This is a genomic window from Thermococcus sp. 9N3 (genome assembly GCF_012027685.1).
In the GTDB taxonomy this organism is placed as follows: domain Archaea; phylum Methanobacteriota_B; class Thermococci; order Thermococcales; family Thermococcaceae; genus Thermococcus; species Thermococcus nautili.
In genome coordinates this window covers 586,686-608,250 of sequence record NZ_SNUV01000001.1, presented here as the reverse complement: position 1 = coordinate 608,250, position 21,565 = coordinate 586,686, and the positions used below count along the sequence as shown (strand labels likewise).

The window sequence follows — 21,565 nt, the reverse complement described above, 5'->3', positions numbered from 1 at the left end:
ACGAAGTTTTATCAAGAAAGGTGGGAAAAAGGACTTAAAAAGGTTCGGGTTAGATAAGGCGCTCAACCTCGTCCCAGAGCCGCTCAGCAAGCTCGCGCTTGTCCATTCTCGGGAGCTTCTTAACACCATCGCGGGTGACGAGAAATACCTCATTCTCCTCGCTTCCGAACGCTTTGAGGGTGTTGGCAACGACTAAATCACTTCCCGCGCGCTCAATCTGCTTTCTGGCTTCTTCGATGAGCTTATCCTCGCTCGTCTCGGCCTTGAAGCCCACGAGGAAGACCTCAGGCTGAAGCTCTTTAACGCGGTCTATTATCTTAGGCGTCGGCTCGAGTTCGAGGGTTAAACTCCTACCGCTCTTGATTTTTTCGTCCGCCCTGTTCTTGACGCGGAAGTCGCTTACGGCGGCGGCCAAAACGACGACGTCGTATTTCTTCGCCTTCAGCTCGTTTTCTATCGCCTCAAGCATCTCCTCTACCGTTTCCACCTCAATCTGGTTCTCGACGAAGCTCGGGACGCTTCCCTTCGTCCTGATGAGCGTAACCTCCGCCCCCCTGAAGTCCGCCTCTTCGGCTATTGCAACTCCCATTCTGCCACTGCTCGCGTTGGTGATGTAGCGAATCGGGTCTATATACTCCCTCGTCGCGCCTGCCGTGACCAGGACGCGTTTCCCCTCGAGGCTCTTTGGATGGAGCTTCCTGATGACGCGGTAAACTATCTCGTCGGTCGTCGCCACTTTAGCTTTGCCCTCCTCGAACCTCGGCCCTATGAACTCGACGCCCAGCTTTTTGAGCTTCTCGATGTTCTCAACGACTATTGGGTGCTCGTACATGCTGGAGTGCATTGCGGGGGCTATCATAATCGGGGTGTGGGCGAAGGCTGTGGTAACAACGGTCGTGACGGGTGTGTCGTCTATGCCGCAGGCTATCTTGCCTATGGTGTTCGCCGTCGCGGGGCAGACGAGAATCAGGTCGGCCTTGTTCTCGTGGTCTCCGGCCAGCTCGACGTGCTCTATGAATCCCGTAATCTCGGTCACGACTGGATTCCCTGTGGCGAACTCCATCGCGTAGGGGTGAATTATTTTTTGAGCGTTCTCGCTCATCACCGCGTGCACTTCCGCGCCGTGCCTTATGAGCTCCCTTGCCAGCTTGACGCACTCGACAGCGGCTATGCTCCCGGGAATCGCGAGAACGATTTTCTTGCCGACGAGCTTCCGGCTCTTCGTGGCGTAAATCAGCTTAACGTGGTGAAGCATCGAGACCACCGAGAATAGTTGGAGAGAGGGGTTAAGAAGCTTCTGACTTAACCAATGGCTCAGACAAGGACTATCTCTTTGTCGGAAGTGCTGGGCACGTTTGCCCTGAGCTGGATGAAGAGCCCACCATCAACGATTGAGCTCCTAACCTTCTCGGTTTCAAGGAGGTTGACCTTACCGATTGTCAATTTAAGCACGGTGTCAACGAGTTCCTGAGGGGCGTCGGCGGAGGTGCCGACTATTATCGTATCCGGGTAAAACTTGCTGACGTTGTAGAGGAGCAGTATGACCACGGGATAAGAGCCCTCTGAAACGTCCACCCTGAGGAGAAATGCCTCATGGATTGCCCTGCCCGTTTCCCGCTCATCCACTATTGTGACTTCCACTGGCACGTCCACAGCGGAGGCTAACCTCAGCAGGAACGTTTGAAGGGCGTTCTTTGATACCGTCGTTCGGACGACGACGCTCTGCGTATCCTCGCGGTAGTAGACCCACTGGAGCTTGGAGTCCTCCCTAAGTATGACGCCCATAACGTTGTTGAGCCTCTTCACGGGGACCTCGAACTCCAGCGACATCATAGTTAATCCCCTCGCAGGGGTAAGTGTAACTTTAGTTTGTGGGTGAGTCGTTTTGAGCCCTTATTAAGTTATTGGATGTCGGCCTGACTATTCCTCACGGACGGCATCTTCCTCAAATTTTTTGACCTCTTCCTCGGTTCCAACCCATACGACGAGCGTTGGTTCAACGGTTATCATCCCGTCCTTAATCATGGGCTTGATTTCGCATATCGCTTTCTCTATCTTGAAGCCCCTGTCAACTACCTCAATCACGATTGGCAAATCCGTTGAAAGCCTCATGATGTCACTTGAGTGAATCCTGCTCTTCTTTCCAAAGCCGTAGATTCCCCGGTAAACGGTTGCACCGGCTATGTCCATCTCGCGGAGCTTCTCAACTATCGCCTTATACAGTGGCTTTCCGTTCCAGCGGTCGTTCTCGCCGATGTAGATTCTAAGCCTGAGCGTGTTCCAGTGTTCAACTTCAACCATACCCTCACCTCCTCGCCATTATAAACCCAAGAAACACTAGGCTTATGGTTACAAAAACGTTTGCCAGCACGTTGAGGCCCGCTATGAGGTACTCCCTCTCGCGGAGGAGCGAAAACGTCTCATAAGAGAAGGTTGAGAACGTGCTCAGAGCACCGCAGAAGCCCGTTCCAAGGAAGAGCCTCCACTCCGGCGTAACGTCAACGCCCCAGAAGAGCAGGCCGTAGAGGTAGCCGAGAATAAAGCTGGCCACACTGTTCACGAGGAGCGTTCCAACTGGGAAATCCCGGTAAGTGGGGAGCAGTCCTGAGAGGTAGAACCTTGCGAGAGCTCCCAAGGCGCCGCCGAGTGCTATCAGCCCCATCAATCTCGCGTTCATTCCATCACCCCTGCCCTTTGCCTGTTAAATGTCTTCTTCAGCGAGAAAAACGTTCATCCCCAGGCGATTAGGAACCTTTAAAATCTTTTGGTTTTCGTCCAGGGCCATTCTTGTTCCCAAAGGCATAGGAGAGGTAGTAGTGTATCAGCTCCTCCACCTTCGAGAAGTCCCTCTCCCCAAGGCCCAGCATCTTCCTGAGGCGCCTGTTCTCGGCTATCAGCCCTGAAAGGGTTATGGCAAGGTTCTGGTTGTCCAGGGCGGAGTAGTACGTCCTGAACTTCAGGGGGGACCAGTGCCCTTCAAGTTCGTAAAGCCTCTCTTCGAGCCCCTTTATCTCCTCCTCCAGTCTCGCAAGTTCTTCCTCGTCAACTTCCTCATCAAGGTAGCCGTCAAGGAGTATTATCCTAAGGGCCTCCTCCGCTCGGAAACCGTTCCTCCTGCAGGTCTCCTCGATTCTCTTCCAGAGCTCGTCAGGGACGTTGAAATGAACCTTCCTCCACCTGCCCTTGGCCCATACCGTGACCTTCATCGCATATCCCCCAGGCGCTTTCTGAGCTCCGCGTTTTCCCTGCTCAGCTCGCTTCTCAGCTCAAGCATGTAACTCCGGTCCTCTTTCGCCTTCTTCTCGAACTCAACGAGTTCCCTGTAGTTGGTTTCCATTTCTTCAAGCTTCCTGAGCAGTCTTTCCCTCCTCTCGAGGAGGAGCCTGAGTTTTAGGGCCTTCAGTGTTCTTTCAAGGCCCTCCGCGTCCCTAAACCTGTTTTCAATCTCCTTCCGGTTTCGCCTGATTCTATCAAGTTCTTCACCACTCACCTCAATCTCAACAGCCAACGTTTCTCCCTCCTCTCCTTCCGCCCGCGTTCTGGGCCGACTTCCCTACCGGCAAGGAATTCCACTGCTTCAAGTATCGCCCTCCTCTCTGCCTCCGTGGGTTTTCTCCCGGCCCGGTAGTCAAAGCTCTCTATGAGTCCTTTAAGCCTCTTTCTCAGCCCTTCGAGCTTTCTCCTCTGAACCTCTGAGAACCTTTTCCTCAGGCTTTCGTCGGTAATCTCCCTTAGAACTTCCTCGTAATGTCTCCTGCAGAGGATTGCGGGCGAGTTCTCATATGTCTCGATGAGGTTTGGAAGCCTGTCGGCGAGGGATTCGATTAGGATTCGCTCCTTCTCGGCGGTAAGCCTGCAGAGGAGACACTCCTCGGTTTCATTCTCCCCGCGCAGGTAGCTCTCAAGAACGTCCTCGTAAATGACAGATACTCCGTGGGGGCCAAGAAGGGGATTGGAGAGGGCCAGCCGGAGGACCTTCCAGGCGTGTCTCCTGCAGAGACCCCCGCTCCTTCGAAAGGCCCTCCTGACGGCCGGGTCATTGGGATGCTCGTAGAGTATGGTCTCAATCTCTTCATCCTCGAACTTCTCGACTAACCTGCAGACCGGACAGCCCGGTTCTTCCATTGCCCTTCGGAGTTCTGCCTCAATAACGTCCATAGGCTCCACTAAAGGTAACGCATCATCGAGTCAACGACCGCCAGCGCGCGGTAGGTGTTCTGGAAGTTGGATATTCCCAGTTCAAGGCTCCTCCTGAAGCCGCCGTTGGGGTTCTGGAGCTGGCGGATGAACCACACGTGCCTCCTCGGACAGGTGGGGGTCTCGTTCTGAAGCTCAAGGCCCCTCGTTGCGTAGAACGTCGGCTCAAGGTATGGCGGAAGGCTGTAAGGCACCTCGGTGAACCCACCCCAGTCACCGCAGAGCTCACAGTTCCTGAAGTGCGGGCTCTTGGGCGGGCGGTAGCCGAGGGTGTAGAGCGTGAAGAGGGCCTGGTAGGTCATGGTCGTGGTTGGTTGCTTGACGCCGTAGCCGTTTCCGTTGCGGAACTTCATCACAAAGGCCCTAATCGCGTCCTTTTCGGTGGAATCGAACTTCAGACCAATCTGGTTGAAGGCCTTGGTGACCCAGTAGGTGGCTTCGAGTGGTGTCGCCGTTCCGAACTCCTCGCTTCCTCCGAGTCCGACCGCGAACTTGCCTTCCGCGGGGTTGTACTTGGTGAAAACGATGTCGCTCTTCTCCCTCGCGACGTCCTTGGCTCCGAGCAGGGCGAGACCTTCGAGCGCCATCGCTATTGCCACGACTGCAGTCTGGGGCTGGATGGCGTTGCTCAGGAACTCAATGGTTTTCTCAGGTTCCGGGAACTCGATGCCGAGGAGGTTGTAGATTTTAATCGCGTAGTAGGTATCGTTCACGTTGGTATCGTCGAGAACGCTAACGAAGCAGTAACCTCCATCTTCGTGTCGCCTGTCCGTGACGTATCGCAGGACGGCATCAACGTCAACATAACGTCCGATTTCGTAAAGCTTCGAGCCCATTCTCTCACCTCCCGTGGAGAACAGGCGTCATCAGCCCCTTTCGGGCGGTTCGGGCTCGAAGCCCCGGGCGGACGCCATCGCCCGTATTCACTCGGAGTGGTGCCTTAAAAGCGTCGTGGTTCAACGCTCTAAAGAACGCTTATAAATCCAACCCTCCCTAGGTCTGAGCGAGGGTAGAATATGGAGTTCATAGGCTTCACCTACGTCACCAACTTCCTTGAAAACACCCTGAAGGACGCGATGTTCGAGGTCGTTGACGAGGCCAACAGGCTCTTTGCGGACTGGGGCCTGCGGGTGAGGTTCATCTACCTCGACAGCCTGACCCTCGAGCCGGGCTATCTAATCAACGTCAAAACCCCGGAGGGCACGGTAAGGCTTTACCCGCTCGAAGTCCTCGTTGATTTCCTCGACTACCGCCTCAAGGTTGAACTTGAGAAGGATGATGAAATCGCCATGAACAAAATCCTCGGCCTGATAAGCTTCCCGCTCGCGTCGAGGAACCGCTACTTCGACTTCTACGAGAGCTTCTTGGGATTCCAGGCAGAGAGACTCGGCAGGAGGATAATGGTGCTCTCCATGAGGCCCTTTGAGTCGGACGTTCTGCGGATGGCCCTCAGAACCCTTGAGAACCCCCACGTGGAGGAGGAAGTTAAGCGTCTCGCAAGGAGAATTCTCTCGCGCGAGCTTGAAACCTTCAAGGGGCGCCTCCTCAAGGGCATCCTTCACGAGGTCGGCCACGCCTTCGGCCTTGAACACTGCTCCAACCCCTGCGTCATGAATCCTCCGGCAACGATGGAGGAGTGGGACTCCCGGCCGGCGGTCTTCTGTGATTCCTGCATGGAAAAACTGAACGAGAGCTTGGGGAGCTTCACCCTTTGAGTTCCCTGACAACCTTGAGAACCCTTCCTGCGTGTCCCTTTGCCCGGACGTTGCGCTTCTCCCACACGATTTTGCCCTCGGGGTTTATGATGAACGTGCTCCTTATGACGCCCTCGTACTCCTTTCCGTAGCGCTTCTTCTTTCCCCACGCGCCGAGGGCCTTGATGAGCCGAACCTCGGGGTCGCTCAGGAGCTTAACCTTTAGCCCGTGCTTCTCCTTGAAGCGTCTGTGGCTCTCCACCGAGTCCTTGGAGACCCCAATCACCTGGAAGCCGAGCTTCTCGAACTCAGAAAGCAACTCGGTGAACTCCTTTGCCTCGGTCGTACAGCCCGGCGTGTTGTCCTTTGGGTAAACGTAGAGAACCGTCCACCTGCCCTTTACGATGTCCCCGAGCCTGACCTTCCGACCCCCTTCGTCGTAAACCTCAACCTCAAGGAACCCCATGAAACCACCGGGGCTTTTAGGGCGCCCTAATTAATAAACCTTCCGCGGGAAACGTTTTTTAGCGGGAGCGCGTAGTCCCTTCTTAGGTGGTAGCATGAGACTTCCGGGGCAGAAGACGAAGATTATAGCGACCCTCGGCCCGGCTTCACTCAAGGAGAAAACGGTTTCTGCGATGGTTCGCGCGGGGATGAGCGTCGCGAGGCTCAACTTCGCCCACGGCGACCTCAAACAGCATGAGAGGGCGGTAAAGCTCGTCAGGAAGGTTTCAGAGAAGCTCGACAGACCCGTCGCGATACTCGGCGACCTGCCCGGCGTCAAGATTCGCGTTGGGGAGATAGAAGGCGGTTCCGTCAACCTGAGGCGCTGGCAGACGATAACGCTGACCACGAGGGACGTCGTTGGGAACGAAGCGGTAATCCCCGTCGAGTTCAAGGACTTCCCGAGGATGGTCTCCAAGGGCGACGTGATTTACCTCAGCGACGGCTTCATAGCGCTCCGCGTTGAGGAAGTCCGCGGTCAGGACGTTATCTGTAAGGTTCTCGTTGGAGGTACGCTGTTCTCCCACAAGGGCATAAACGTCCCGAAGGCGAGGCTGGCGATAGATGCGGTGACCGAGAAGGACTTGGAGTTCGTGGAGTTCTCCCTTGAGGTCGGCATCGACGCCGTAGGAATAAGCTTCGTGGGCTCGGCCTACGACGTCCTCAAGGTCAGGCGCTTCGTTGACTCCCACCACGGAAAGCTGTTCCTCATCGCGAAGATAGAGCGCCCCGACGCGGTCAGGAACTTCGACGAGATTCTCAACGCCTCCGACGGCGTGATGATAGCGAGGGGAGACCTTGGAGTCGAGATGCCCATTGAAAAGCTCCCGATACTCCAGAAGAAGCTCATTAAGAAGGCCAACTGCGCCGGCAAGCCCGTTGTGACGGCCACCCAGATGCTCGAAAGCATGACGCACGAGAAGCTTCCTACCAGAGCAGAGGTCACCGACGTTGCCAACGCAATCCTCGACGGAACCGACGCCGTTATGCTCTCCGAGGAAACTGCGGTTGGAAAATACCCGGTTGAAGCCGTCAAGATGATGGCGAGGATTGCCAAGACCACCGAGGCTTACCGCGACAGCCTCTGGACGAGCAGAACGGTCGAGTGGAAGATGAACGAGTGGAAGGGACGCGGACCGACGAAGGGAACGATAAAGGACGCGATAGCGAGGAGCATCATAGAGGCCCTCAACTCAATTGACATCAAGTACATACTGACGCCCACCAGAACCGGCCAGACCGCGAGGCTCATAGCGAGGTTCAAGCCGAAGCAGTGGGTTCTGGCCTTCGTCACCAACGAGTGGGTCGCCAACACGCTGATGTTCTCCTACGGAGTCTACCCGTTCAAGGTGGAAGAAACGAGCGAAAGGGAGATAATCCGCCTCATAACGGGCCTCGGGCTCGTGAGCGAGGGCGACACCGTTCTGCTGACCAAGGGAACGCCGATAGGAAGGACCGCGGGAACGAACACCATAAGGATTTTCAACGTCTGACCCTTTCTTTTTTGCCTTCAGTACCTCAGCCTCGGGTTGTACTCGAGGAGCATGAGCCCGTTCTTGAAAATCCTTATCGTCCCGCTCTCCGAGAGGCTAATGGCCATCGCCTTCGTCAGCTTGGTTATTCCAGCGGCCGCGATGTGCCTGCTCCCCAGGCCAGGGGGTAGCATCAAATCGATGACCTTTGGCTCGACCTCGAGGTACCTCCCTGCTGACACTATCCGCCCATCCTCCCTTATGACGAACGCACCGTCGAGCTGGGCGAACTCCTTTATTATCTCCTTGCTGTCCCTGTCAAGAACGTTTATCCGGTGTCCCTTGAATGGGTTGGGAATAAGCTGGTGGGAGTGCTTTAGAACCCTCCTCGTGTCGCCGATGACGAATATCGTTCCGACCGGCGTTCCTTCCCTGCCCTCTATGCTGAGCTCTATGGCAATCTCAAGCATTCTCTGAAGGACGCTCTGGTTCTGGGCGAAGAAGCTCTTCATCGCTGAGATTCCCTTCTTGACGGTCTTGATGCCTATCGCGTCCTCGGTAACGTAGACGAAGGAATCACCCTCGCTGACGATGTTGTGCTCCATGAGAAACGCAGAGAGAAGGTTGAGCACGTTGTTGAGGTCGAGGTTCTGGGGGATGGATACCTTCTTGACCTTCTCATCCTCAACGTCAAAAGATGAACCGACGAGGACAACGGGCAGGTCGGTGTCGGGTATCTTCTCTTCTTCTACTTCCTCCATTATCACGAGGGCTTTGGCACCGAGTCTCTTGGCTATCTCAAGGGCGCTCTCTATGAGAACGGGATGTATCTTCATGGCACTTCGATGTTTTTCGGCCAAAAAGGTATAAAAAGATAGCGGGGAAGCGATAGCGGTGATGTCATGAGGGTAGTGGTTGCAATAACCGGTGCGAGTGGGGCAGTGTATGGAATAAGGCTCGTCGACGTTCTTCGCGAACTCGGCCATGAAGTCATTCTTCTTGCGACGGAGACCGGGATAAAGGTTGCCCGCCACGAGCTCGACGTTGAACTCAAGCCGGATTACCCGGAAGACAATCTCTTCGCCCCAACCGCCTCGGGTTCTTACCCGTTTGACGCGATGGTAATCGCTCCCTGCTCGATGAAGACCCTCTCTGCGATAGCCAACGGTTACGCCGACAACCTGATAACCAGAACTGCGGACGTCGCTCTGAAGGAAAGACGAAAGCTCGTGCTCCTTATACGGGAAACTCCTCTCAACGCCATCCATATCGAGAACATGCTTCGTGTGACTCGCGCGGGAGCGATTGTAATGCCCGCCTCGCCTGGATTTTACACAAAGCCGAAAACTGTGGATGATATAATAAACTTTATAATCGGCAAAATCTTAGATATTCTGGAAATTAACAACGATATTTACCAGCGCTGGGGGATTCCCCATGGTACAGTTGGATGACCTTGATAGGGCTATACTCAGACTCCTCAAGGAGGACGCTCGCCTGACCATCTCCGAGATAGCGGAGAGGTTAAATCGACCCGAGTCAACGATACACTTTAGAATCAAGAAGCTCCTGGAACGGGGTGTAATCGAGCGGTACACGATTATTCTGGGTGATTCACTTCGTCCCAAGGCGGTTGCGCTGATTTACATTCAGGCCGAGACACCAATCATCGAGGACTTCCTTGAGAAGTACATCAGCTACATCATGAAGACCCTCTCTATTCTCCCCAACGTTCTCGCGGTCGCGAGAAGCGGTAAGGACAGCGTCGTTGCCCTCGTCGGCGAGGAGAGCGAGGACAAGCTCAACAAGTTCATTGACGAGACGATAAAGGTATTACCAACGCTGAAGCGCGTGGAAGTGATTCCCCTCCAGGACTTCGTCAAGGGCGAGGACCTCGTGGGCTTCCTCGTGAGGGTCTGACATGGAGGTTGAAGTGAAGTTCAGGGTTGATTTTGAGGAAACGAGGCGGAAAATCGAGTCCCTTGGGGCCCTCTTCGTCAGGGAGGAGCTCCAGGAGGACGTTTATTTCTCCCTACCCCTCCCAAAGCTCCTCCGCGTGAGGAAGCTCGACAACCTCGGGAAAGCTTTTCTGACCTACAAGGAAATCAAGGATTTGGGCAGGAACGAGGAGTTCGACGAGTTTGAAGTTGAGGTCTCGGACTTTGAGGCAACCGTCGAGATTCTCAAGCGCCTTGGCTTTGAGGAAGACGTTGTGGTTAGGAAGAGGAGGCTTGTGTACCGCCTGGGCGATGTCACCTTCGAGCTCAACGACGTTGAAGGCCTCGGCGGTTTCCTCGACATAGAGGTCATCTCAGATGACGTTGAGAAAGCGAAGAAGAAAATCTGGGAAGTTGCAAAGCTCCTCGGCCTGAGCGAAGACGATGTGGAGCCGAGGCTTTACCAGGAGCTCATAAGAGAAGCTATGAGAAACGAGAAGAAGGATGAAAAAAGCTGACCTAGGGCCCGTTCCTCACTTGGCCGTGGCGACTATCTTGATTATGTCGTTGAACTCCAGCTCGTAGTCCTCTCCGACGCGCCTCTTCGTTCTGGCGTTTACCGCGTAGAGGAAAGTCCTTCCAAGGTCGGTGTGAACCTTATAGGCCAAATCCTTCGGCGTCGAGCCCTTCGGGAGCAGGTAGACGTGCGGTAGGACGTTGCCGAACTGGTCGGTGAGCTTGTTCTCGTCCTGAACCGGGTAAACCGGAATGAGGTTAAGCAACTCGAAGACCGCTCTGTTTATGACCTCCTGAACGCCGGTCGAGCCAAAGCGGTCGAGGACTTTCTCCTTAATCAGCTGAAGGGCCTTCTCCTGCTTGGGGTTCATCTTCTTGACGATTTTGAAGTCGCCCGAGCCCGGAATGTATTCAATGAAGCCCGCCTTTGCCGCCTTCCTGAGGGTCAGCTCCGCGGCGGCCGAAGTTGGAACGACGAGGTAGCCCCTCTTCTTTCCCTCCTCGATGAGCCTCTTGATTTGCTCGTCTGTGGCGGCATCTGCCTTGTTTGCGGCTATTATTATCGGCTTGTTGATTTTTCTCAGCTCGCGGACGAAGGCGAGCAAATCCTCGTCGCTCCACTTGGTGGGGTCGCCCGGAAGGCCCACCTTGTGAATCGCTTCCCACACGTCCTCCTCGGTTACTCCAATTCCGGAGAGGTGGTCGGCTATTGCCTGCTCTAATTTCATGTGCTGGAGTTTAATCCTCTTCGCGAACTTCTCCCAGCCCTTCTTGAGGATTCCGTAAATCCAGTAGTCTATCTCCCTCTCAAGGAACTCGATGTCCTCAACTGGGTCGTGGTAATCCGTCGGCTGACCCTCGGCGTCGGTCTTTCCGGTGGCGTCTATGACGTGGATTAAGGCGGAGGCCATTCTCAGGTCGTCGAGGAACTTGTTGCCCAGACCGCGCCCCTCATGAGCTCCTGGCACGAGACCGGCGACGTCAATCATCTTTATCGGAATCAGGGCCTTCCCATCGCGGTACTCGTAGTTCTGGGGGTTCGGCTCACAGCCGAGCTCTTTGCAGGGGTGCTCCGCTATGGCATAGCTCACGCCGACGTTGGCATCGATGGTGGTGAAGGGGTAGTTCGCTATATCAACGTCAACGAGCGTCGCCGCTGAGAAGAACGTTGACTTTCCGACGTTTGGCTTTCCCACAACGCCTATCTCCATTCCTCCCACCGGCCTAAATTGGGGGGAGGGTTTTAAGAGGTTGCGGTGAGGGGAAGTATCGAGCTACAAAAATTTATTTAATTTTGGCCCGTGGTATTCAAAGAGGTGGAGTGAGATGAAAAGGTCCCTTTTCCTTGTCATCGTCCTTATATTGTTGCTATCCCTTGTCCCGGCCCGGGTGATGCCCTTTGAGTTCAATATGGACGGCCTGATGAAAGAGGCTGTCGTAGTGGGAGTGGAAGAGGTGAACGGCACAGTCTATGCTCTCGGCATTGCGTCGAGTGGTGGGGGCTCCTGCGATGGGTACGCGGTACTGCTGGCAATCTCTCCCAACGGCACCCTTGAGTGGTGGAAGGTCTTAGCTAGGGAAAGGTTTGAGGGAATTGACACTGATGTGGAGTTCTGGCCTTACTTTGAGATGGTCTCGGACAAAGGATGGCTGATGGTAAGTGGCGTTGAGTGCGTCGAGAATCCATGGGAAAACAAGTATGGCCTCCAGTCGTGGTATTTTCAGTGGAACGAGCACGGCGATTACAAAGAGGTATCCTTCTCCGGTATCGCCTCTGGGCTCACGGTGTTGAACGGAACCCCCTACGTTCTGATAACCTATCCCGGCCGCGCTTCCCATATCTCTATTTTCAACACCTTTGGAAGGGATTTGGCGGCCTTTCTCAACTTAACCCTCACGGATATAACCACAGATGGGCGGTTCATATACACCGCGGGCCTCGCCGATGACGGTCTTCCCGTGTTCCTCAAACTTTCACCCTCCGGGAAGGTTGTGAAGTCCCTTAAGTTCCACTTCAGGCCCACCGGAGTCACTCCAGTGAGGGTGAAGTTATTGGAAGGTGAACCCGTGCTCCTCATGTGCAGTTCTGGAACAGGCAACGTTATCTACCCCGAAAGGGGCAAAGCCTTTTCCGTTAGGGGTTTCTGTCCCTTTGATGCCGAGTACATTAATGGAACGACCTTTATCGTGGGAGTGTACGATGAAGAGGGCGCCGTTTTGAAAGTCCACAACGACGTTTTCACGCTGACATTAAACCCTGACTATCTCTTTACGGTCATCTCGGGTGAATTCATCGGGGGCGGTGGAAACGGGAGATTTTACGTTGCCACGCTGGAGAACTTTCTGAGGGAAGGGACAACCTTCCACGTCATCCCCAAGTGGGTAGACCCGGATATAGAGCCCTTCAAACCTGTGAGGGGCGGAGTTGGGTATATGGGCCTGATAATGGATATCAAACTTTTGAATCCTCTGGGATACGTGGAGGTATGGCCCAACCCGTTGAATGCCGATGTGTACATTGATGGAAAGCCCGCTGGGAGCGGTGCGACGAAACTCGTACTGCCCGGTGGCAGGTACAACCTGGCAATCTACGCCCACAACTGGACGGCTTACAAATACGAGGGCAATCTCACTGTGATTCCAGGGAAGAAGATGGTTCTCAACCTTCCCCTCACGTGGTACCGCGGGTGGATAATCGTCAACGGTACACCCAGGGACGCTGAAGTGTACGTGGACGGTGAATATGAAGGCAGAATCGGGGACAACATAACCGTTGATGCCGGCAACCATACAATCACGATAAAATCGAATGGGTACAGAACCCTCATCAGGAACGTAACTGTCCCCGCCTTCAAAACGGTTTACCTCAACGTGACTCTTGACCCAGCCGCCGTCCTCTGCCTAACATCGCAGGTGTCAAATACGAAAGTTTACATCAACGGAACCTTCTACGGTGAGATAAAATACCCGAACGATGAACTCAGGATTGAGCTTCCGCCGGGGAAATACGTCCTCACGGCGACGCGTGAGGGCTACCTGAATTACACGGAGGAGCTTGTCCTCACCGCTCCATCGGTGGTTCCTTTGAAAATTTGGCTTAGGTCAGCCTACGGCCTTCTTAACGTTACGACCGAGCCTCCAGGTGCAAGGGTTATCGTGGATGGGAGGGAGCTAGGAACGACTCCCCTCGTTATAAGCCTGCTCCAGGGAAGACACGGAGTAAGGGTTCTGAAGGAGGGCTATGAACCTTATTCCGCCAACATCACCATAACCGCGGAAGAGATGAAACTCCTGCCGCTGAGACTGAAGCCACTCAGAACGACTTCGCCGGAGACAGCTCCTCGGGAAAGCCCTCCTATGGGAGCTGTTCTCGGCGTTACGCTGACAATGCTTGCCGCTGGTCTGATAGTTCTCTGGAGGAGGAGCAGGGGCCCATGACTTTCAGTTTCCCAAGCAGAGTTCACTCGAAAACTATAACTTTTCTTTTTCCTAATCCCTTCGGTGGAAACAATGCGCGTGGTTGTTCTCGTCGAGGACTACTCGGGCTATGAAAGCCCGTTCTTTGCACAGCACGGCGTCAGCTTCCTCATCGAGGCGGACGGCAGGAGAATTCTCTTCGATGCAGGTCAGAGCGCCGAGCCAGTGCTCCACAACATGAAGCTCCTCGGAATCGGGCCAGACTCGATAGACCACGTCTTCCTGAGCCACTGCCACTACGACCACACCGGCGGGCTCTTGGGGATTTTACAGGCCATCGGAAGGCGCGTTCCGGTTGTAGCGCACCCCTCGATTTTCAGAAGGCACTTCATCACGAGGCCATACCTCCGCGATGTTGGCATTCCCTTTAGGCGGAAGGAAGTTGAAGAGCTGGCAGACCTCTACCTCACCGCCGACCCGCTTCCAATAACGGAGAACGTCCTCTCAACCGGCGAAATAACCGCGAGGGAGGACTTTGAAAGGGCCGAGCTTGAAGTTTACACCATCGAGAACGGAAAGGTCGTGAGGGACGAACTGAAGGACGACATGAGCCTCGTCGCTAAGACTCCAGAAGGACTCGTTGTTATAAGCGGTTGCAGTCACGCGGGAATTGTGAGCATAGTGAAGCACGCGATACGGCTGACGGGAGAGGAGCGGGTTAGGGCCGTCATCGGGGGCTTTCACCTGATTGAAGCGAGCGATGAGAGGATAAGGAAGACCGTACAAGAGTTTCAGAGGCTCGGCGTTGAGGAGGTCTACACCGGGCACTGCACCGGTCTGAGGGCGGAGGCAGAGTTCCTGAAGGCCTACGGGGGGCGCTTCCACAAGCTCCACTCGGGGATGGTCATCGAGCTCTGAGCTCCTCAAGGCCGAGGGCAAGCTTTACTGATTTCTCGGCTATGACGTCCATAGGGTCAATCAGGGGGACGCTCAGGTCGTCCGGCTTGAGCGCGACGCTGACCTCAGTACAGCCGGCTATTATTCCGTCAACCCTCTTTTCGAGCTTCTTCGCGACCCGCAGGAGGAGCTCCCGCCCGTAGGCAACGTTTCCGGCTTTGACTCCCCTGTATATCCCCTCCATCACAAGCTCCTGCCCCGTCCTGTCCGGCGTCACGATGGCTATTCCCCTTTTAAGGAGCGCGCGGTGGTAGACGAGGCCCTTTATCGTTCCGTCAGTTGCGAGAAGGCCCACCTTCCTGAGGCCCATCTCCTTCACGCGTTCTGCAGTTTCTTCGACCATGCTGACGAGCGGAATCCGTATGGCCTTCTGAATGTCCTCGGCGAAAAAGTGAGCCGTGTTGCAGGGCATTATTATGAAGTCCGCCCCCCAGCTCTCGAGCTTTCTGGCGCTATTTATGAGCTCGGGCCTCGGGTCCTCGCCCCTGCCGAGGATGTAGGCGGTTCTGTCCGGGATTTTCGGGTTGTTGTAGATGATGATTCGCGGGTGCTCCTGGTCCTTTTTAGCCGGGGTTTTCTCAACTATCCTCCGGAAGAGCTCTGCCGTCGCGAGCGGGCCCATTCCGCCGAGGATTCCGATGACCCTCTCGGCCATCTTCACTCCTCCAGCCACACCGAGTCGTCGCCTTTGTAGTTGAGCTTCACTACGAAGAGCCTGAAGGGCTCGTCCTTCTCGTTGATTACCCAGTGAACGGTCTTCGGCTTGACGAGGAAGATGTCCCCAGGCCTCGCGAGGTACTCGGTCTCGCCGATGCCCAGCCGGGCTTCACCGCTCATTATGTAGAACAGCTCGTACTGGTGGAGGTGGTAGTGCTTCTTAACCGTCTGTCCCGGTTTGACCTCGACTATCTGGGCGTATGAACCTTCAGGGAGTTCGCCCTCGAAGAGAGGTAGTTTCCTGTAGGTGCCCCTGTCTATGAGGTTTTTGATTTCGGCCTTCACCCTCTCACCCCACTAAAATTCGCTCAGGGGTCTGAAAAAGGTTTTCCTTTCGACCCTCATCGAAAGGCTCAAAAGACTTTTATAGTTGTCCATCCCACAATGGATTGGACAAACGTCAACGGTGGTGGACATGGAGGCACTTGAAAGGGCCCTTAAGTGGGCTGAAGAAAACCTGAAGGCTGAGTACATCGAGCTGCGCTACGAGGACCTCAGGAAGACCACGCTCGGCCTCAAGGACGGCGTCTTCACGAGCTTCACGGGGAAGCTCCACAGGGGCGTTGCCATAAGGGTTCTGGCGGACGGTGCCTGGGGCTTCGCCTCGACGAGCGAGCTTGAGAACCTTGAGAAGAAGATTGAAGAGGCCTACAAGCTCGCTAAGGCGGCCGCGCAGACGAAGAAGGAGAAAATCCAGCTGGCCGAGATAAAGCCGGTCGAGGACTTCGTGGAGAGCAAAATGCGCGTCAAGCCAAGGGAAGTTGACATCGAGGAGAAAGTTTCCCACCTCAGGGAGCTTGAGAAGCTCCTCAAGGAGGACAAGGCCGTAAAGAGCGTTCAGATTCGCTACGAGGACGGCGGTGGAAGGAAAATCCTCCTCACCAACGAGGGAACGAGGATAGAGTGGGACTACAACTACCTCTACCAGGGGGCCTACGTTACCGGAAAGGCCGACGGAAAGCTCGCGATGGCGAGGGACAGCATTGGAGCCGTTGACTACGGCTGGGAGCTCATGACCGAGATAGAGCCGAACGAGAAGGTGAAGGAGAGGCTCCTCAGGAAGATGCACAGCCAGCTCAAGGGTGTTGCCCCGAAGCGCGGTGAGTGGCCGATTGTGGCCGGCCCGATAGTCGTCGGAATCATCGCCCACGAGGCCCTTGGCCACCTCGCCGAGGCAGACCTTACCATAAATTCGCCCTTCAAGGACCTCATCGGCAAGCAGATTGCACCGGAGTACGTCACGATGAGCGAGCGCTACGTTGAAGGTGGCTTCGGAAACGACAAGTACGACGACGAGGGCGTTCCGGTTAAGGACATTCACATCATCGAGAACGGAATCCTGAAGGAGATAATGCTCAACCGCGAGTACGCCCACAAGTGGGGCATGGAACCCAACGGCCACGCCAGGGCTGAGAGCTACCGCTATCCGCCGATAATCAGGATGCGCAACACCGTCTTCGAGCCCGGCGACCACTCTTTCGAGGAGCTCATCGAGGACATCAAGTTCGGCTACTACGTCGTTGACTTCCGCGGTGGACAGGCCCAGCTCAACAGCGCCTTCCAGGTCGGAATCCAGGAGGGCTACGTGATTAGAAACGGAGAAATAGCGGAGCCGATACGGGACACCTCGATTACCGGCGTCGCGATAGAGGCCCTCAAGAAGATAAGCGCCGTCGGCAAGGACTTCGGCCTTGAGGTCGGCTTCTGCGGAAAGGGGCAGACTGCCTTCGTCAGCTCCGGTGGCCCGCACATGAGGTTTGACGGGGGAATTCTCATCGGGTGAGGTGGTGACGATGGAGAACCTCATACGCTACGCCGAGAAGTTTTTCGACGAGGTTGAGATTGCAGTTTACCGCTCAAGGGATGTGAGCGCGAACGTCGAGCTCAACGAGATTTCGATGGCCTCGACGAGGAGTGGGGCGGTAACGATAATCCGCGGTATAAAGGACAAGCGCCTCGGTCTGGCCATAGTGGACAGCGACGAGGAGAAGCGCGTTAAGGAAGCGATAGAGCAGGCCGCGAAGATGGCGAGGCTCAACAGCAGGGACGAGAAGTGGGTCTCCCTGCCGGAGCCGGGGAAATACAGGGAGAAACCCAAGCCCAACTACGAGCTAAAAGAAGCTTCTCCCGACGTTCTCGTTGAGATGCTCGTCAGGGCCATAAAGCTCGCCCGCGAGAAGGACAAGCACGTGGTCGTCGCCGGCGGGGAAGGCGGCGTCAGCTGGGAGGAGAGACAGATAGTGAACTCCCACGGAATAGACGTCTTCCAAGAGGGCGGCGCGGCGTTCTTCTTCGTTGAGCTGGTGGGCAGGAAGGGTGACGTTGTAACGCCGGGCATCTTCGACTTCGACGCGAAGAGGAATTTGAACCTCGACGTTGAAGGGGTTGTTGAGAGGGCCGTCCGGAAGGTCAAGTGGGCCTACAGCGTCAAGCCGAGCAGGAACGAGGAGGTTCCGATAATCCTCGGTCCATGGGCGATTGCAGGTCTCTTCAGCTACGCGCTCCTTCCGGCCTTCAGCGGCGAGCGCCTCGTCAAGGAAACCACACCCCTGGCCGGCAAGGTGGGCGAGAAGATTGCGAGCGACGTGATAACGCTCTGCGACGACCCCTTCTACGAGCTGTCGCTTGAGCCCGTCATAGCGGACGGCGAGGGCGTTCCGACGAGGAAGAACGTCCTAATCGAGGACGGAACCTTCAAGGGCTTCGTCTGGGACAACTACTGGGCGAAGGTTTACGGAACCGAGAGCACCGGAAACGGGAAGAGGGATTTAAGGAGCGGCGGAATCAACATCGGCTTCCACAACGTCGTGATTGAGAGTGGCAAGCGCTCCCTTGAGGACATGATTTCGGAAATCGAGCGCGGCTACTTCGTGGACGGCTTCCAGGGCGCACACTCCAGCAACCCAGATAACGGAAACTTTGCCGTAACTGCCAACCCCGCCTTCCTCATCGAGGACGGCGAGGTCGTCGGCTCGAGCGTCTTCCTCATCGCCGGCAACGTCTACGAGCTCCTCAGGCAGGCGAGCGAGGTAAGCAGGGAGCAGACCGTGATGCCCTTCATGAACACCATAACGACGCCCTTCATAAGGTTCGAGAACGTGAAGATAGCGGGGAAGTGAACCGGCCCTTCTGTCATTTTCAATCTTTCCGTTTTTCTAACCTTAAGGGTGTTTTATCGGGAAAACCCCCGCTTTTAAAGTCCCGTTCTCCGCGCAGAACATCACTTCAGAACCCTGAAGTCAATCGCGATGTTGAACTGCCTCGGAGCGTAGGGGCGGACTTTCCTCCGCTCAAGGAACTCGACCGAGAAGCCCAGCTCCCGCGCGACGGCCTTAATCCTCGCCTCGTGCTCCGAGTAGAGGTCCTCCTCCGGACCGAATCCGTAGTAGTGAACAACACCCCCGTTCCTAACGCTCAGCATGGCCTCCTTCAAAAAGCGGTCAGCGAACTTGGGCAGGTTCATTACAACGCGGTCGGCTCTGAGCTTTCCGGCAACTTTTCTCACGTCTCCGAGGATGGGAACGACGTTGCTGGCTTTGTTCAGCCTGATGTTCTCCTCGAGGTAGCGAACCGCCCATGGGTTCAGGTCACAGGCAAAGACGAGCTTCGCCTTCCTCGCGAGGAGGATTGAGTAGGGCCCGACACCGGTGAACATGTCGAAGACGACTTCCCCAGACTTCGCTTTCTTAAAAATTCTCATTCTCTCGGTGGCGAGGCGGGGTGAGAAGTAGACTTTAGCAACGTCGAGCCTGAGCCTTATCCCGTTCTCGCGGTGGAGGGTTTCAGTTCTCTTCTCCCCTGCGAGGTGTATCAGCTCCCTAACGCGGTATTCGCCCTCGACTTTACTCCCCTTGGCGAAGACTGCCCTTATGTGCCTGTGGACTTTGAGAATTGCCTCGCCGATTGCCCTTCTGTAGGGCATCAGCTCCTCGGGGAGCTCGATTACCGCGATGTCGCCGATTATGTCGAAGGAGCTTGGAAGGAGCGGTCTAACATCATCGGGGACGTCAACTACCTCGCGATAGCTGTGGGGTCGCTTCTCAAGCCTTTCAAACTCGGCCTCGACCAGCTCGAAGCCCTCAACTTCTCTCGTGACGGGAAACAGAACGAACTCACCCTCCCGCCTGACGGCGTATCCTTTCGCCAGAACGCCGAGCTCGATGAGCTTCCTCCGCACTTTTTCGGCCTCTCTCTTGGGGACTTTGACGGCGAGCATGACGGTTCACCATGATGGAGTTCAACACGAACACAGTCTTAGCTTCAAAAAACTTTCCGCTGGTTCTCAAAGTTTGTGATTCTTATAGGGCTCCTCTACAATAGAATTTCAAAATCAAGCCCGCCGTTGAAAGTTTGAATTCACAGGACTAAGGCTTTTCCAAGCGGGTTATATTTACCCGCGCTCCAAAGGAGCGCTAAAGACGTGAACCCACTTAAAAGGCGCTTTTAAAGGAATTCGCCCCAAACGAGCAACTCGAAGAGAAATTCACTCAAAAACTGCTCTTCAAAAGGGAATCACGAATTTTGATGAAACTTTGCCCACAGCCTTTAACAAAGGCTGGCGAAAGGAATGCCCTTATAACCAAAGAGCAAAACGTCAGTTGTGCACCAACCAAGTGCAACATTGATAAGAGTTTGAACACTAAATAAAATAAAGCCTCCCGAGTAGTTTCAGCTTATTTTTGGCGTCCGAAGGACGCCTTTCCGGAGGAAACCCTCAACGGTTGGGCGAGTTTGACAGAAACCCACCCGGAAATGAATACTTCCAAAAAAGCACCCTCTCTTCCGCCAGCGCTTGCGAAGCAAGGGCTGTTATGGTGCCCCGGCCGGGATTTGAACCCGGGGCGCGGGCTCGAAAGGCCCGCATGTTTGACCGGGCTACACCACCGGGGCTCGATATTAGGGAAGGGTGAGCGTTTAAAAATCTTTCGTCAGGTCTCGGCAAACCTTTTTAAACCTCCCCCCGAGCCTCAAGCGATGGCCATGAAGACCCTCGCGGACGTTCTCAGGGAGGCACTGAGGGAGAAGGGCATAGAGAGCATCGGAACGCTCTCAAAGCGCTTTAGGAAATCCAAAAACAAACTCCAGGACATCGCGGTTGAGATAGTCCACGGCAAGGGCGCAATCTTCCGCGTCCCCGAGAAGACGGCAGTTGCATGGGACCTGAACGGGAACCGCGTTGAAGGCTCTTACTACGCCTACGCCCCCCTCTGCATGGCGGACAAGTTTGAAATGGTTCTCTCCCCGGAGGAGCTCCGCTCAAAACTTCCGGAGTGGCCCTATTTCATAATCGACCTCCAGCTCTGGGACAAACACACTCAAAAGGAAAAGGGCAAGGTCTGCCTCCAGGTTAACCAGAGCTACGGCCTTCTGCGCGACTACTTCACCGGGAGAGAGCTGGCTGTAACGTGGGCCAACGAGGAGTTTCAAGAGATGTTCCACGGCCCCCTCGACAGGATTACCGCCTACGAGGGTCCGACTGCCGAGTTTTTGAAGGAGAAGGGAGTAGACGAGGTCGTTCTCCTTGACCCCTGGGCGGATGAGGTTTTAAGCAAAAAAGACTTCGGCGTTAAGGCCTTTGTAATCGGCGGAATCGTAGATACCGGTCACGACAAAAAGCTGACGCCGAAAATAGGTGAGGAGCTCGAAAATGCTGGAATCCAGGTCAGACGAAGGAAAATAGTCCTCAGGGGCGACGTTACCGGCGTTCCTGATAGAATAAACAGAATCCTCGGCATAATCCTCAAGATGATGGTGGAAGGAAAGCCAATGGACGAGGCCGTTTACGAGTTCCAGGAACCGCTTCACGCGCGCTGGAGACTCAGAAAGGAGCTTCCGAAGAGGGCAACCCGCTACATGGTGGACGGGAAGACCTATCGCGTTGTCGAGAAGGAACTCTTCAACGAGTACTCGAAGTGGCTCAAAATCCGCTGGGAGGACTTTGTTAAAGTTCTCAGGGAGCTTGACTTGGTCGCGCTCGATAGAAAGAGGATTCACCACCTTAACAAGATTTCGAACGCGAGGCTCATTCGCGGAAAGCTCTACCGCGTGATTCTGCTCAAAAAGGCCGCGATGCTCTGCTACAACTGCTGAAATCGTTAGATGAATGAACCAGATGGCATTTAAACCCTGTCTTCAACTTTCTTCGGGGGTTGAC

At 55.1% G+C, this 21,565-nt stretch carries 24 protein-coding genes, 1 tRNA gene and 1 riboswitch; of the genes, 10 read left to right on the top strand and 15 right to left on the bottom strand.

The window, feature by feature from the left end:
• Positions 1–49: 49 nt before the first annotated feature.
• The 8 genes from coaBC to E3E30_RS03340 all read right to left on the bottom strand — a co-directional run bounded on the left by coaBC (position 50) and on the right by E3E30_RS03340 (position 5,033).
• Positions 50–1,255: a bifunctional phosphopantothenoylcysteine decarboxylase/phosphopantothenate--cysteine ligase CoaBC gene (gene coaBC / locus E3E30_RS03375; RefSeq protein WP_167728914.1), complete on the bottom strand. Its 1,206-nt coding sequence runs from the start codon at positions 1,253–1,255 to the stop codon at positions 50–52.
• A 59-nt stretch (positions 1,256–1,314) separates the two neighbouring features.
• Positions 1,315–1,833 carry a hypothetical protein gene (locus E3E30_RS03370; protein WP_167728447.1) on the bottom strand — a complete coding sequence of 173 codons (519 nt, stop codon included), beginning with the start codon at positions 1,831–1,833 and terminating at the stop codon, positions 1,315–1,317.
• Positions 1,834–1,920: 87 nt separating this feature from the next.
• Entirely contained in the window at positions 1,921–2,301 is a 381-nt protein-coding gene (locus tag E3E30_RS03365; protein WP_042689668.1) for a DUF190 domain-containing protein, read from the bottom strand.
• 4 nt (positions 2,302–2,305) lie between these two features.
• On the bottom strand, positions 2,306–2,677 hold the full coding sequence (crcB, locus tag E3E30_RS03360; protein WP_042689671.1) for a fluoride efflux transporter CrcB: 372 nt from the start codon (positions 2,675–2,677) through the stop codon (positions 2,306–2,308).
• A gap of 67 nt (positions 2,678–2,744) precedes the next feature.
• Positions 2,745–3,206 carry a hypothetical protein gene (locus E3E30_RS03355; protein ID WP_167728446.1) on the bottom strand — a complete coding sequence of 154 codons (462 nt, stop codon included), beginning with the start codon at positions 3,204–3,206 and terminating at the stop codon, positions 2,745–2,747.
• Positions 3,203–3,508, bottom strand: coding sequence for a hypothetical protein (locus tag E3E30_RS03350; protein ID WP_167728445.1), 306 nt, complete (start codon positions 3,506–3,508; stop codon positions 3,203–3,205). Before E3E30_RS03350 ends, E3E30_RS03355 begins: the two co-directional genes overlap by 4 nt.
• A complete protein-coding gene (locus E3E30_RS03345) occupies positions 3,487–4,158 on the bottom strand; it encodes a hypothetical protein (RefSeq protein WP_167728444.1) in 672 nt (223 codons plus the stop codon). The genes E3E30_RS03350 and E3E30_RS03345 overlap by 22 nt, the downstream gene beginning before the upstream one ends.
• Positions 4,159–4,166: 8 nt before the next feature.
• Positions 4,167–5,033, bottom strand: a complete 867-nt coding sequence (locus tag E3E30_RS03340) for a hypothetical protein (protein ID WP_042689678.1) — start codon at positions 5,031–5,033, stop codon at positions 4,167–4,169.
• A 14-nt stretch (positions 5,034–5,047) separates the two neighbouring features.
• Positions 5,048–5,124: riboswitch (Fluoride riboswitch) on the bottom strand.
• A gap of 89 nt (positions 5,125–5,213) precedes the next feature.
• On the opposite strand from E3E30_RS03340, the gene E3E30_RS03335 reads away from it, so the two are divergent.
• Positions 5,214–5,912, top strand: a complete 699-nt coding sequence (locus tag E3E30_RS03335; protein WP_167728443.1) for a peptidase M54 — start codon at positions 5,214–5,216, stop codon at positions 5,910–5,912.
• Here E3E30_RS03335 and E3E30_RS03330 read toward each other — a convergent pair.
• Positions 5,902–6,357 carry a peroxiredoxin gene (locus tag E3E30_RS03330; RefSeq protein ID WP_167728442.1) on the bottom strand — a complete coding sequence of 152 codons (456 nt, stop codon included), beginning with the start codon at positions 6,355–6,357 and terminating at the stop codon, positions 5,902–5,904. The genes E3E30_RS03335 and E3E30_RS03330 overlap by 11 nt on opposite strands.
• A gap of 94 nt (positions 6,358–6,451) precedes the next feature.
• Between E3E30_RS03330 and pyk the strand changes: the two genes are divergently transcribed.
• Positions 6,452–7,888, top strand: a complete 1,437-nt coding sequence (pyk, locus tag E3E30_RS03325) for a pyruvate kinase (protein ID WP_167728441.1) — start codon at positions 6,452–6,454, stop codon at positions 7,886–7,888.
• 17 nt (positions 7,889–7,905) lie between these two features.
• Here the strand turns inward: pyk and E3E30_RS03320 are convergent, their stop codons facing one another.
• Entirely contained in the window at positions 7,906–8,703 is a 798-nt protein-coding gene (locus E3E30_RS03320) for a diadenylate cyclase (RefSeq protein WP_042689689.1), read from the bottom strand.
• A 66-nt stretch (positions 8,704–8,769) separates the two neighbouring features.
• Between E3E30_RS03320 and E3E30_RS03315 the strand changes: the two genes are divergently transcribed.
• From E3E30_RS03315 to cyaB, 3 genes are read left to right on the top strand one after another with little or no spacing between them, the layout of a single operon-like run.
• The gene (locus E3E30_RS03315; protein ID WP_167728440.1) at positions 8,770–9,321 is read left to right on the top strand and encodes a flavin prenyltransferase UbiX; all 552 of its coding nucleotides are present in this window, start codon (positions 8,770–8,772) and stop codon (positions 9,319–9,321) included.
• Complete coding sequence (locus E3E30_RS03310) at positions 9,305–9,787, top strand: Lrp/AsnC family transcriptional regulator (protein ID WP_042689695.1); 483 nt, start codon at positions 9,305–9,307, stop codon at positions 9,785–9,787. The genes E3E30_RS03315 and E3E30_RS03310 overlap by 17 nt, the downstream gene beginning before the upstream one ends.
• Before the next feature lies 1 nt (position 9,788).
• A complete protein-coding gene (cyaB, locus tag E3E30_RS03305; RefSeq protein WP_167728439.1) occupies positions 9,789–10,322 on the top strand; it encodes a class IV adenylate cyclase in 534 nt (177 codons plus the stop codon).
• A gap of 15 nt (positions 10,323–10,337) precedes the next feature.
• On the opposite strand, the gene E3E30_RS03300 is transcribed toward cyaB, so the two are convergent.
• Positions 10,338–11,531: a redox-regulated ATPase YchF gene (locus tag E3E30_RS03300; RefSeq protein ID WP_167728913.1), complete on the bottom strand. Its 1,194-nt coding sequence runs from the start codon at positions 11,529–11,531 to the stop codon at positions 10,338–10,340.
• A gap of 115 nt (positions 11,532–11,646) precedes the next feature.
• Here E3E30_RS03300 and E3E30_RS03295 point away from each other — a divergent pair, with 115 nt between their 5' ends.
• Both E3E30_RS03295 and E3E30_RS03290 read left to right on the top strand, forming a co-directional pair.
• Positions 11,647–13,758: a PEGA domain-containing protein gene (locus E3E30_RS03295; RefSeq protein ID WP_167728438.1), complete on the top strand. Its 2,112-nt coding sequence runs from the start codon at positions 11,647–11,649 to the stop codon at positions 13,756–13,758.
• A 72-nt stretch (positions 13,759–13,830) separates the two neighbouring features.
• Positions 13,831–14,655, top strand: coding sequence for an MBL fold metallo-hydrolase (locus tag E3E30_RS03290; protein ID WP_167728437.1), 825 nt, complete (start codon positions 13,831–13,833; stop codon positions 14,653–14,655).
• Here E3E30_RS03290 and E3E30_RS03285 read toward each other — a convergent pair.
• Both E3E30_RS03285 and E3E30_RS03280 read right to left on the bottom strand, forming a co-directional pair.
• A complete protein-coding gene (locus tag E3E30_RS03285) occupies positions 14,642–15,349 on the bottom strand; it encodes an aspartate racemase (RefSeq protein ID WP_167728436.1) in 708 nt (235 codons plus the stop codon). The genes E3E30_RS03290 and E3E30_RS03285 overlap by 14 nt on opposite strands.
• Positions 15,350–15,351: 2 nt before the next feature.
• On the bottom strand, positions 15,352–15,696 hold the full coding sequence (locus E3E30_RS03280; RefSeq protein ID WP_167728435.1) for a cupin domain-containing protein: 345 nt from the start codon (positions 15,694–15,696) through the stop codon (positions 15,352–15,354).
• Positions 15,697–15,826: 130 nt separating this feature from the next.
• Here E3E30_RS03280 and E3E30_RS03275 point away from each other — a divergent pair, with 130 nt between their 5' ends.
• The gene (locus E3E30_RS03275) at positions 15,827–17,194 is read left to right on the top strand and encodes a TldD/PmbA family protein (protein WP_167728912.1); all 1,368 of its coding nucleotides are present in this window, start codon (positions 15,827–15,829) and stop codon (positions 17,192–17,194) included.
• A 10-nt stretch (positions 17,195–17,204) separates the two neighbouring features.
• A complete protein-coding gene (locus tag E3E30_RS03270; RefSeq protein ID WP_167728911.1) occupies positions 17,205–18,530 on the top strand; it encodes a TldD/PmbA family protein in 1,326 nt (441 codons plus the stop codon).
• 101 nt (positions 18,531–18,631) lie between these two features.
• On the opposite strand, the gene E3E30_RS03265 is transcribed toward E3E30_RS03270, so the two are convergent.
• Together E3E30_RS03265 and E3E30_RS03260 are read right to left on the bottom strand one after the other, a co-directional pair.
• Positions 18,632–19,627, bottom strand: coding sequence for a class I SAM-dependent methyltransferase family protein (locus E3E30_RS03265; protein ID WP_167728434.1), 996 nt, complete (start codon positions 19,625–19,627; stop codon positions 18,632–18,634).
• 596 nt (positions 19,628–20,223) lie between these two features.
• A tRNA-Glu gene (locus tag E3E30_RS03260) sits at positions 20,224–20,301 on the bottom strand.
• A gap of 90 nt (positions 20,302–20,391) precedes the next feature.
• Between E3E30_RS03260 and trm10 the strand changes: the two genes are divergently transcribed.
• A complete protein-coding gene (gene trm10 / locus E3E30_RS03255; protein ID WP_167728910.1) occupies positions 20,392–21,501 on the top strand; it encodes a tRNA (guanine(9)-/adenine(9)-N1)-methyltransferase in 1,110 nt (369 codons plus the stop codon).
• Positions 21,502–21,565 lie beyond the last annotated feature (64 nt).

What these genes read in the sequence shown, in the direction of transcription:
- E3E30_RS03370 (WP_167728447.1), bottom strand. Translation starts at nt 1,833, where the DNA reads ATGATGTCGCTGGAGTTCGAGGTCCCCGTGAAGAGGCTCAACAACGTT.
- E3E30_RS03310 (WP_042689695.1), top strand. Translation starts at nt 9,305, where the DNA reads ATGGTACAGTTGGATGACCTTGATAGGGCTATACTCAGACTCCTCAAG.
- E3E30_RS03300 (WP_167728913.1), bottom strand. Translation starts at nt 11,531, where the DNA reads ATGGAGATAGGCGTTGTGGGAAAGCCAAACGTCGGAAAGTCAACGTTC.
- E3E30_RS03330 (WP_167728442.1), bottom strand. Translation starts at nt 6,357, where the DNA reads ATGGGGTTCCTTGAGGTTGAGGTTTACGACGAAGGGGGTCGGAAGGTC.
- E3E30_RS03320 (WP_042689689.1), bottom strand. Translation starts at nt 8,703, where the DNA reads ATGAAGATACATCCCGTTCTCATAGAGAGCGCCCTTGAGATAGCCAAG.
- E3E30_RS03365 (WP_042689668.1), bottom strand. Translation starts at nt 2,301, where the DNA reads ATGGTTGAAGTTGAACACTGGAACACGCTCAGGCTTAGAATCTACATC.
- E3E30_RS03265 (WP_167728434.1), bottom strand. Translation starts at nt 19,627, where the DNA reads ATGCTCGCCGTCAAAGTCCCCAAGAGAGAGGCCGAAAAAGTGCGGAGG.
- E3E30_RS03335 (WP_167728443.1), top strand. Translation starts at nt 5,214, where the DNA reads ATGGAGTTCATAGGCTTCACCTACGTCACCAACTTCCTTGAAAACACC.
- E3E30_RS03290 (WP_167728437.1), top strand. Translation starts at nt 13,831, where the DNA reads ATGCGCGTGGTTGTTCTCGTCGAGGACTACTCGGGCTATGAAAGCCCG.
- E3E30_RS03285 (WP_167728436.1), bottom strand. Translation starts at nt 15,349, where the DNA reads ATGGCCGAGAGGGTCATCGGAATCCTCGGCGGAATGGGCCCGCTCGCG.
- trm10 (WP_167728910.1), top strand. Translation starts at nt 20,392, where the DNA reads ATGAAGACCCTCGCGGACGTTCTCAGGGAGGCACTGAGGGAGAAGGGC.
- crcB (WP_042689671.1), bottom strand. Translation starts at nt 2,677, where the DNA reads ATGAACGCGAGATTGATGGGGCTGATAGCACTCGGCGGCGCCTTGGGA.
- E3E30_RS03345 (WP_167728444.1), bottom strand. Translation starts at nt 4,158, where the DNA reads ATGGACGTTATTGAGGCAGAACTCCGAAGGGCAATGGAAGAACCGGGC.
- E3E30_RS03315 (WP_167728440.1), top strand. Translation starts at nt 8,770, where the DNA reads ATGAGGGTAGTGGTTGCAATAACCGGTGCGAGTGGGGCAGTGTATGGA.
- E3E30_RS03270 (WP_167728911.1), top strand. Translation starts at nt 17,205, where the DNA reads ATGGAGAACCTCATACGCTACGCCGAGAAGTTTTTCGACGAGGTTGAG.
- E3E30_RS03295 (WP_167728438.1), top strand. Translation starts at nt 11,647, where the DNA reads ATGAAAAGGTCCCTTTTCCTTGTCATCGTCCTTATATTGTTGCTATCC.
- cyaB (WP_167728439.1), top strand. Translation starts at nt 9,789, where the DNA reads ATGGAGGTTGAAGTGAAGTTCAGGGTTGATTTTGAGGAAACGAGGCGG.
- pyk (WP_167728441.1), top strand. Translation starts at nt 6,452, where the DNA reads ATGAGACTTCCGGGGCAGAAGACGAAGATTATAGCGACCCTCGGCCCG.
- E3E30_RS03275 (WP_167728912.1), top strand. Translation starts at nt 15,827, where the DNA reads ATGGAGGCACTTGAAAGGGCCCTTAAGTGGGCTGAAGAAAACCTGAAG.
- E3E30_RS03355 (WP_167728446.1), bottom strand. Translation starts at nt 3,206, where the DNA reads ATGAAGGTCACGGTATGGGCCAAGGGCAGGTGGAGGAAGGTTCATTTC.
- E3E30_RS03340 (WP_042689678.1), bottom strand. Translation starts at nt 5,033, where the DNA reads ATGGGCTCGAAGCTTTACGAAATCGGACGTTATGTTGACGTTGATGCC.
- coaBC (WP_167728914.1), bottom strand. Translation starts at nt 1,255, where the DNA reads ATGCTTCACCACGTTAAGCTGATTTACGCCACGAAGAGCCGGAAGCTC.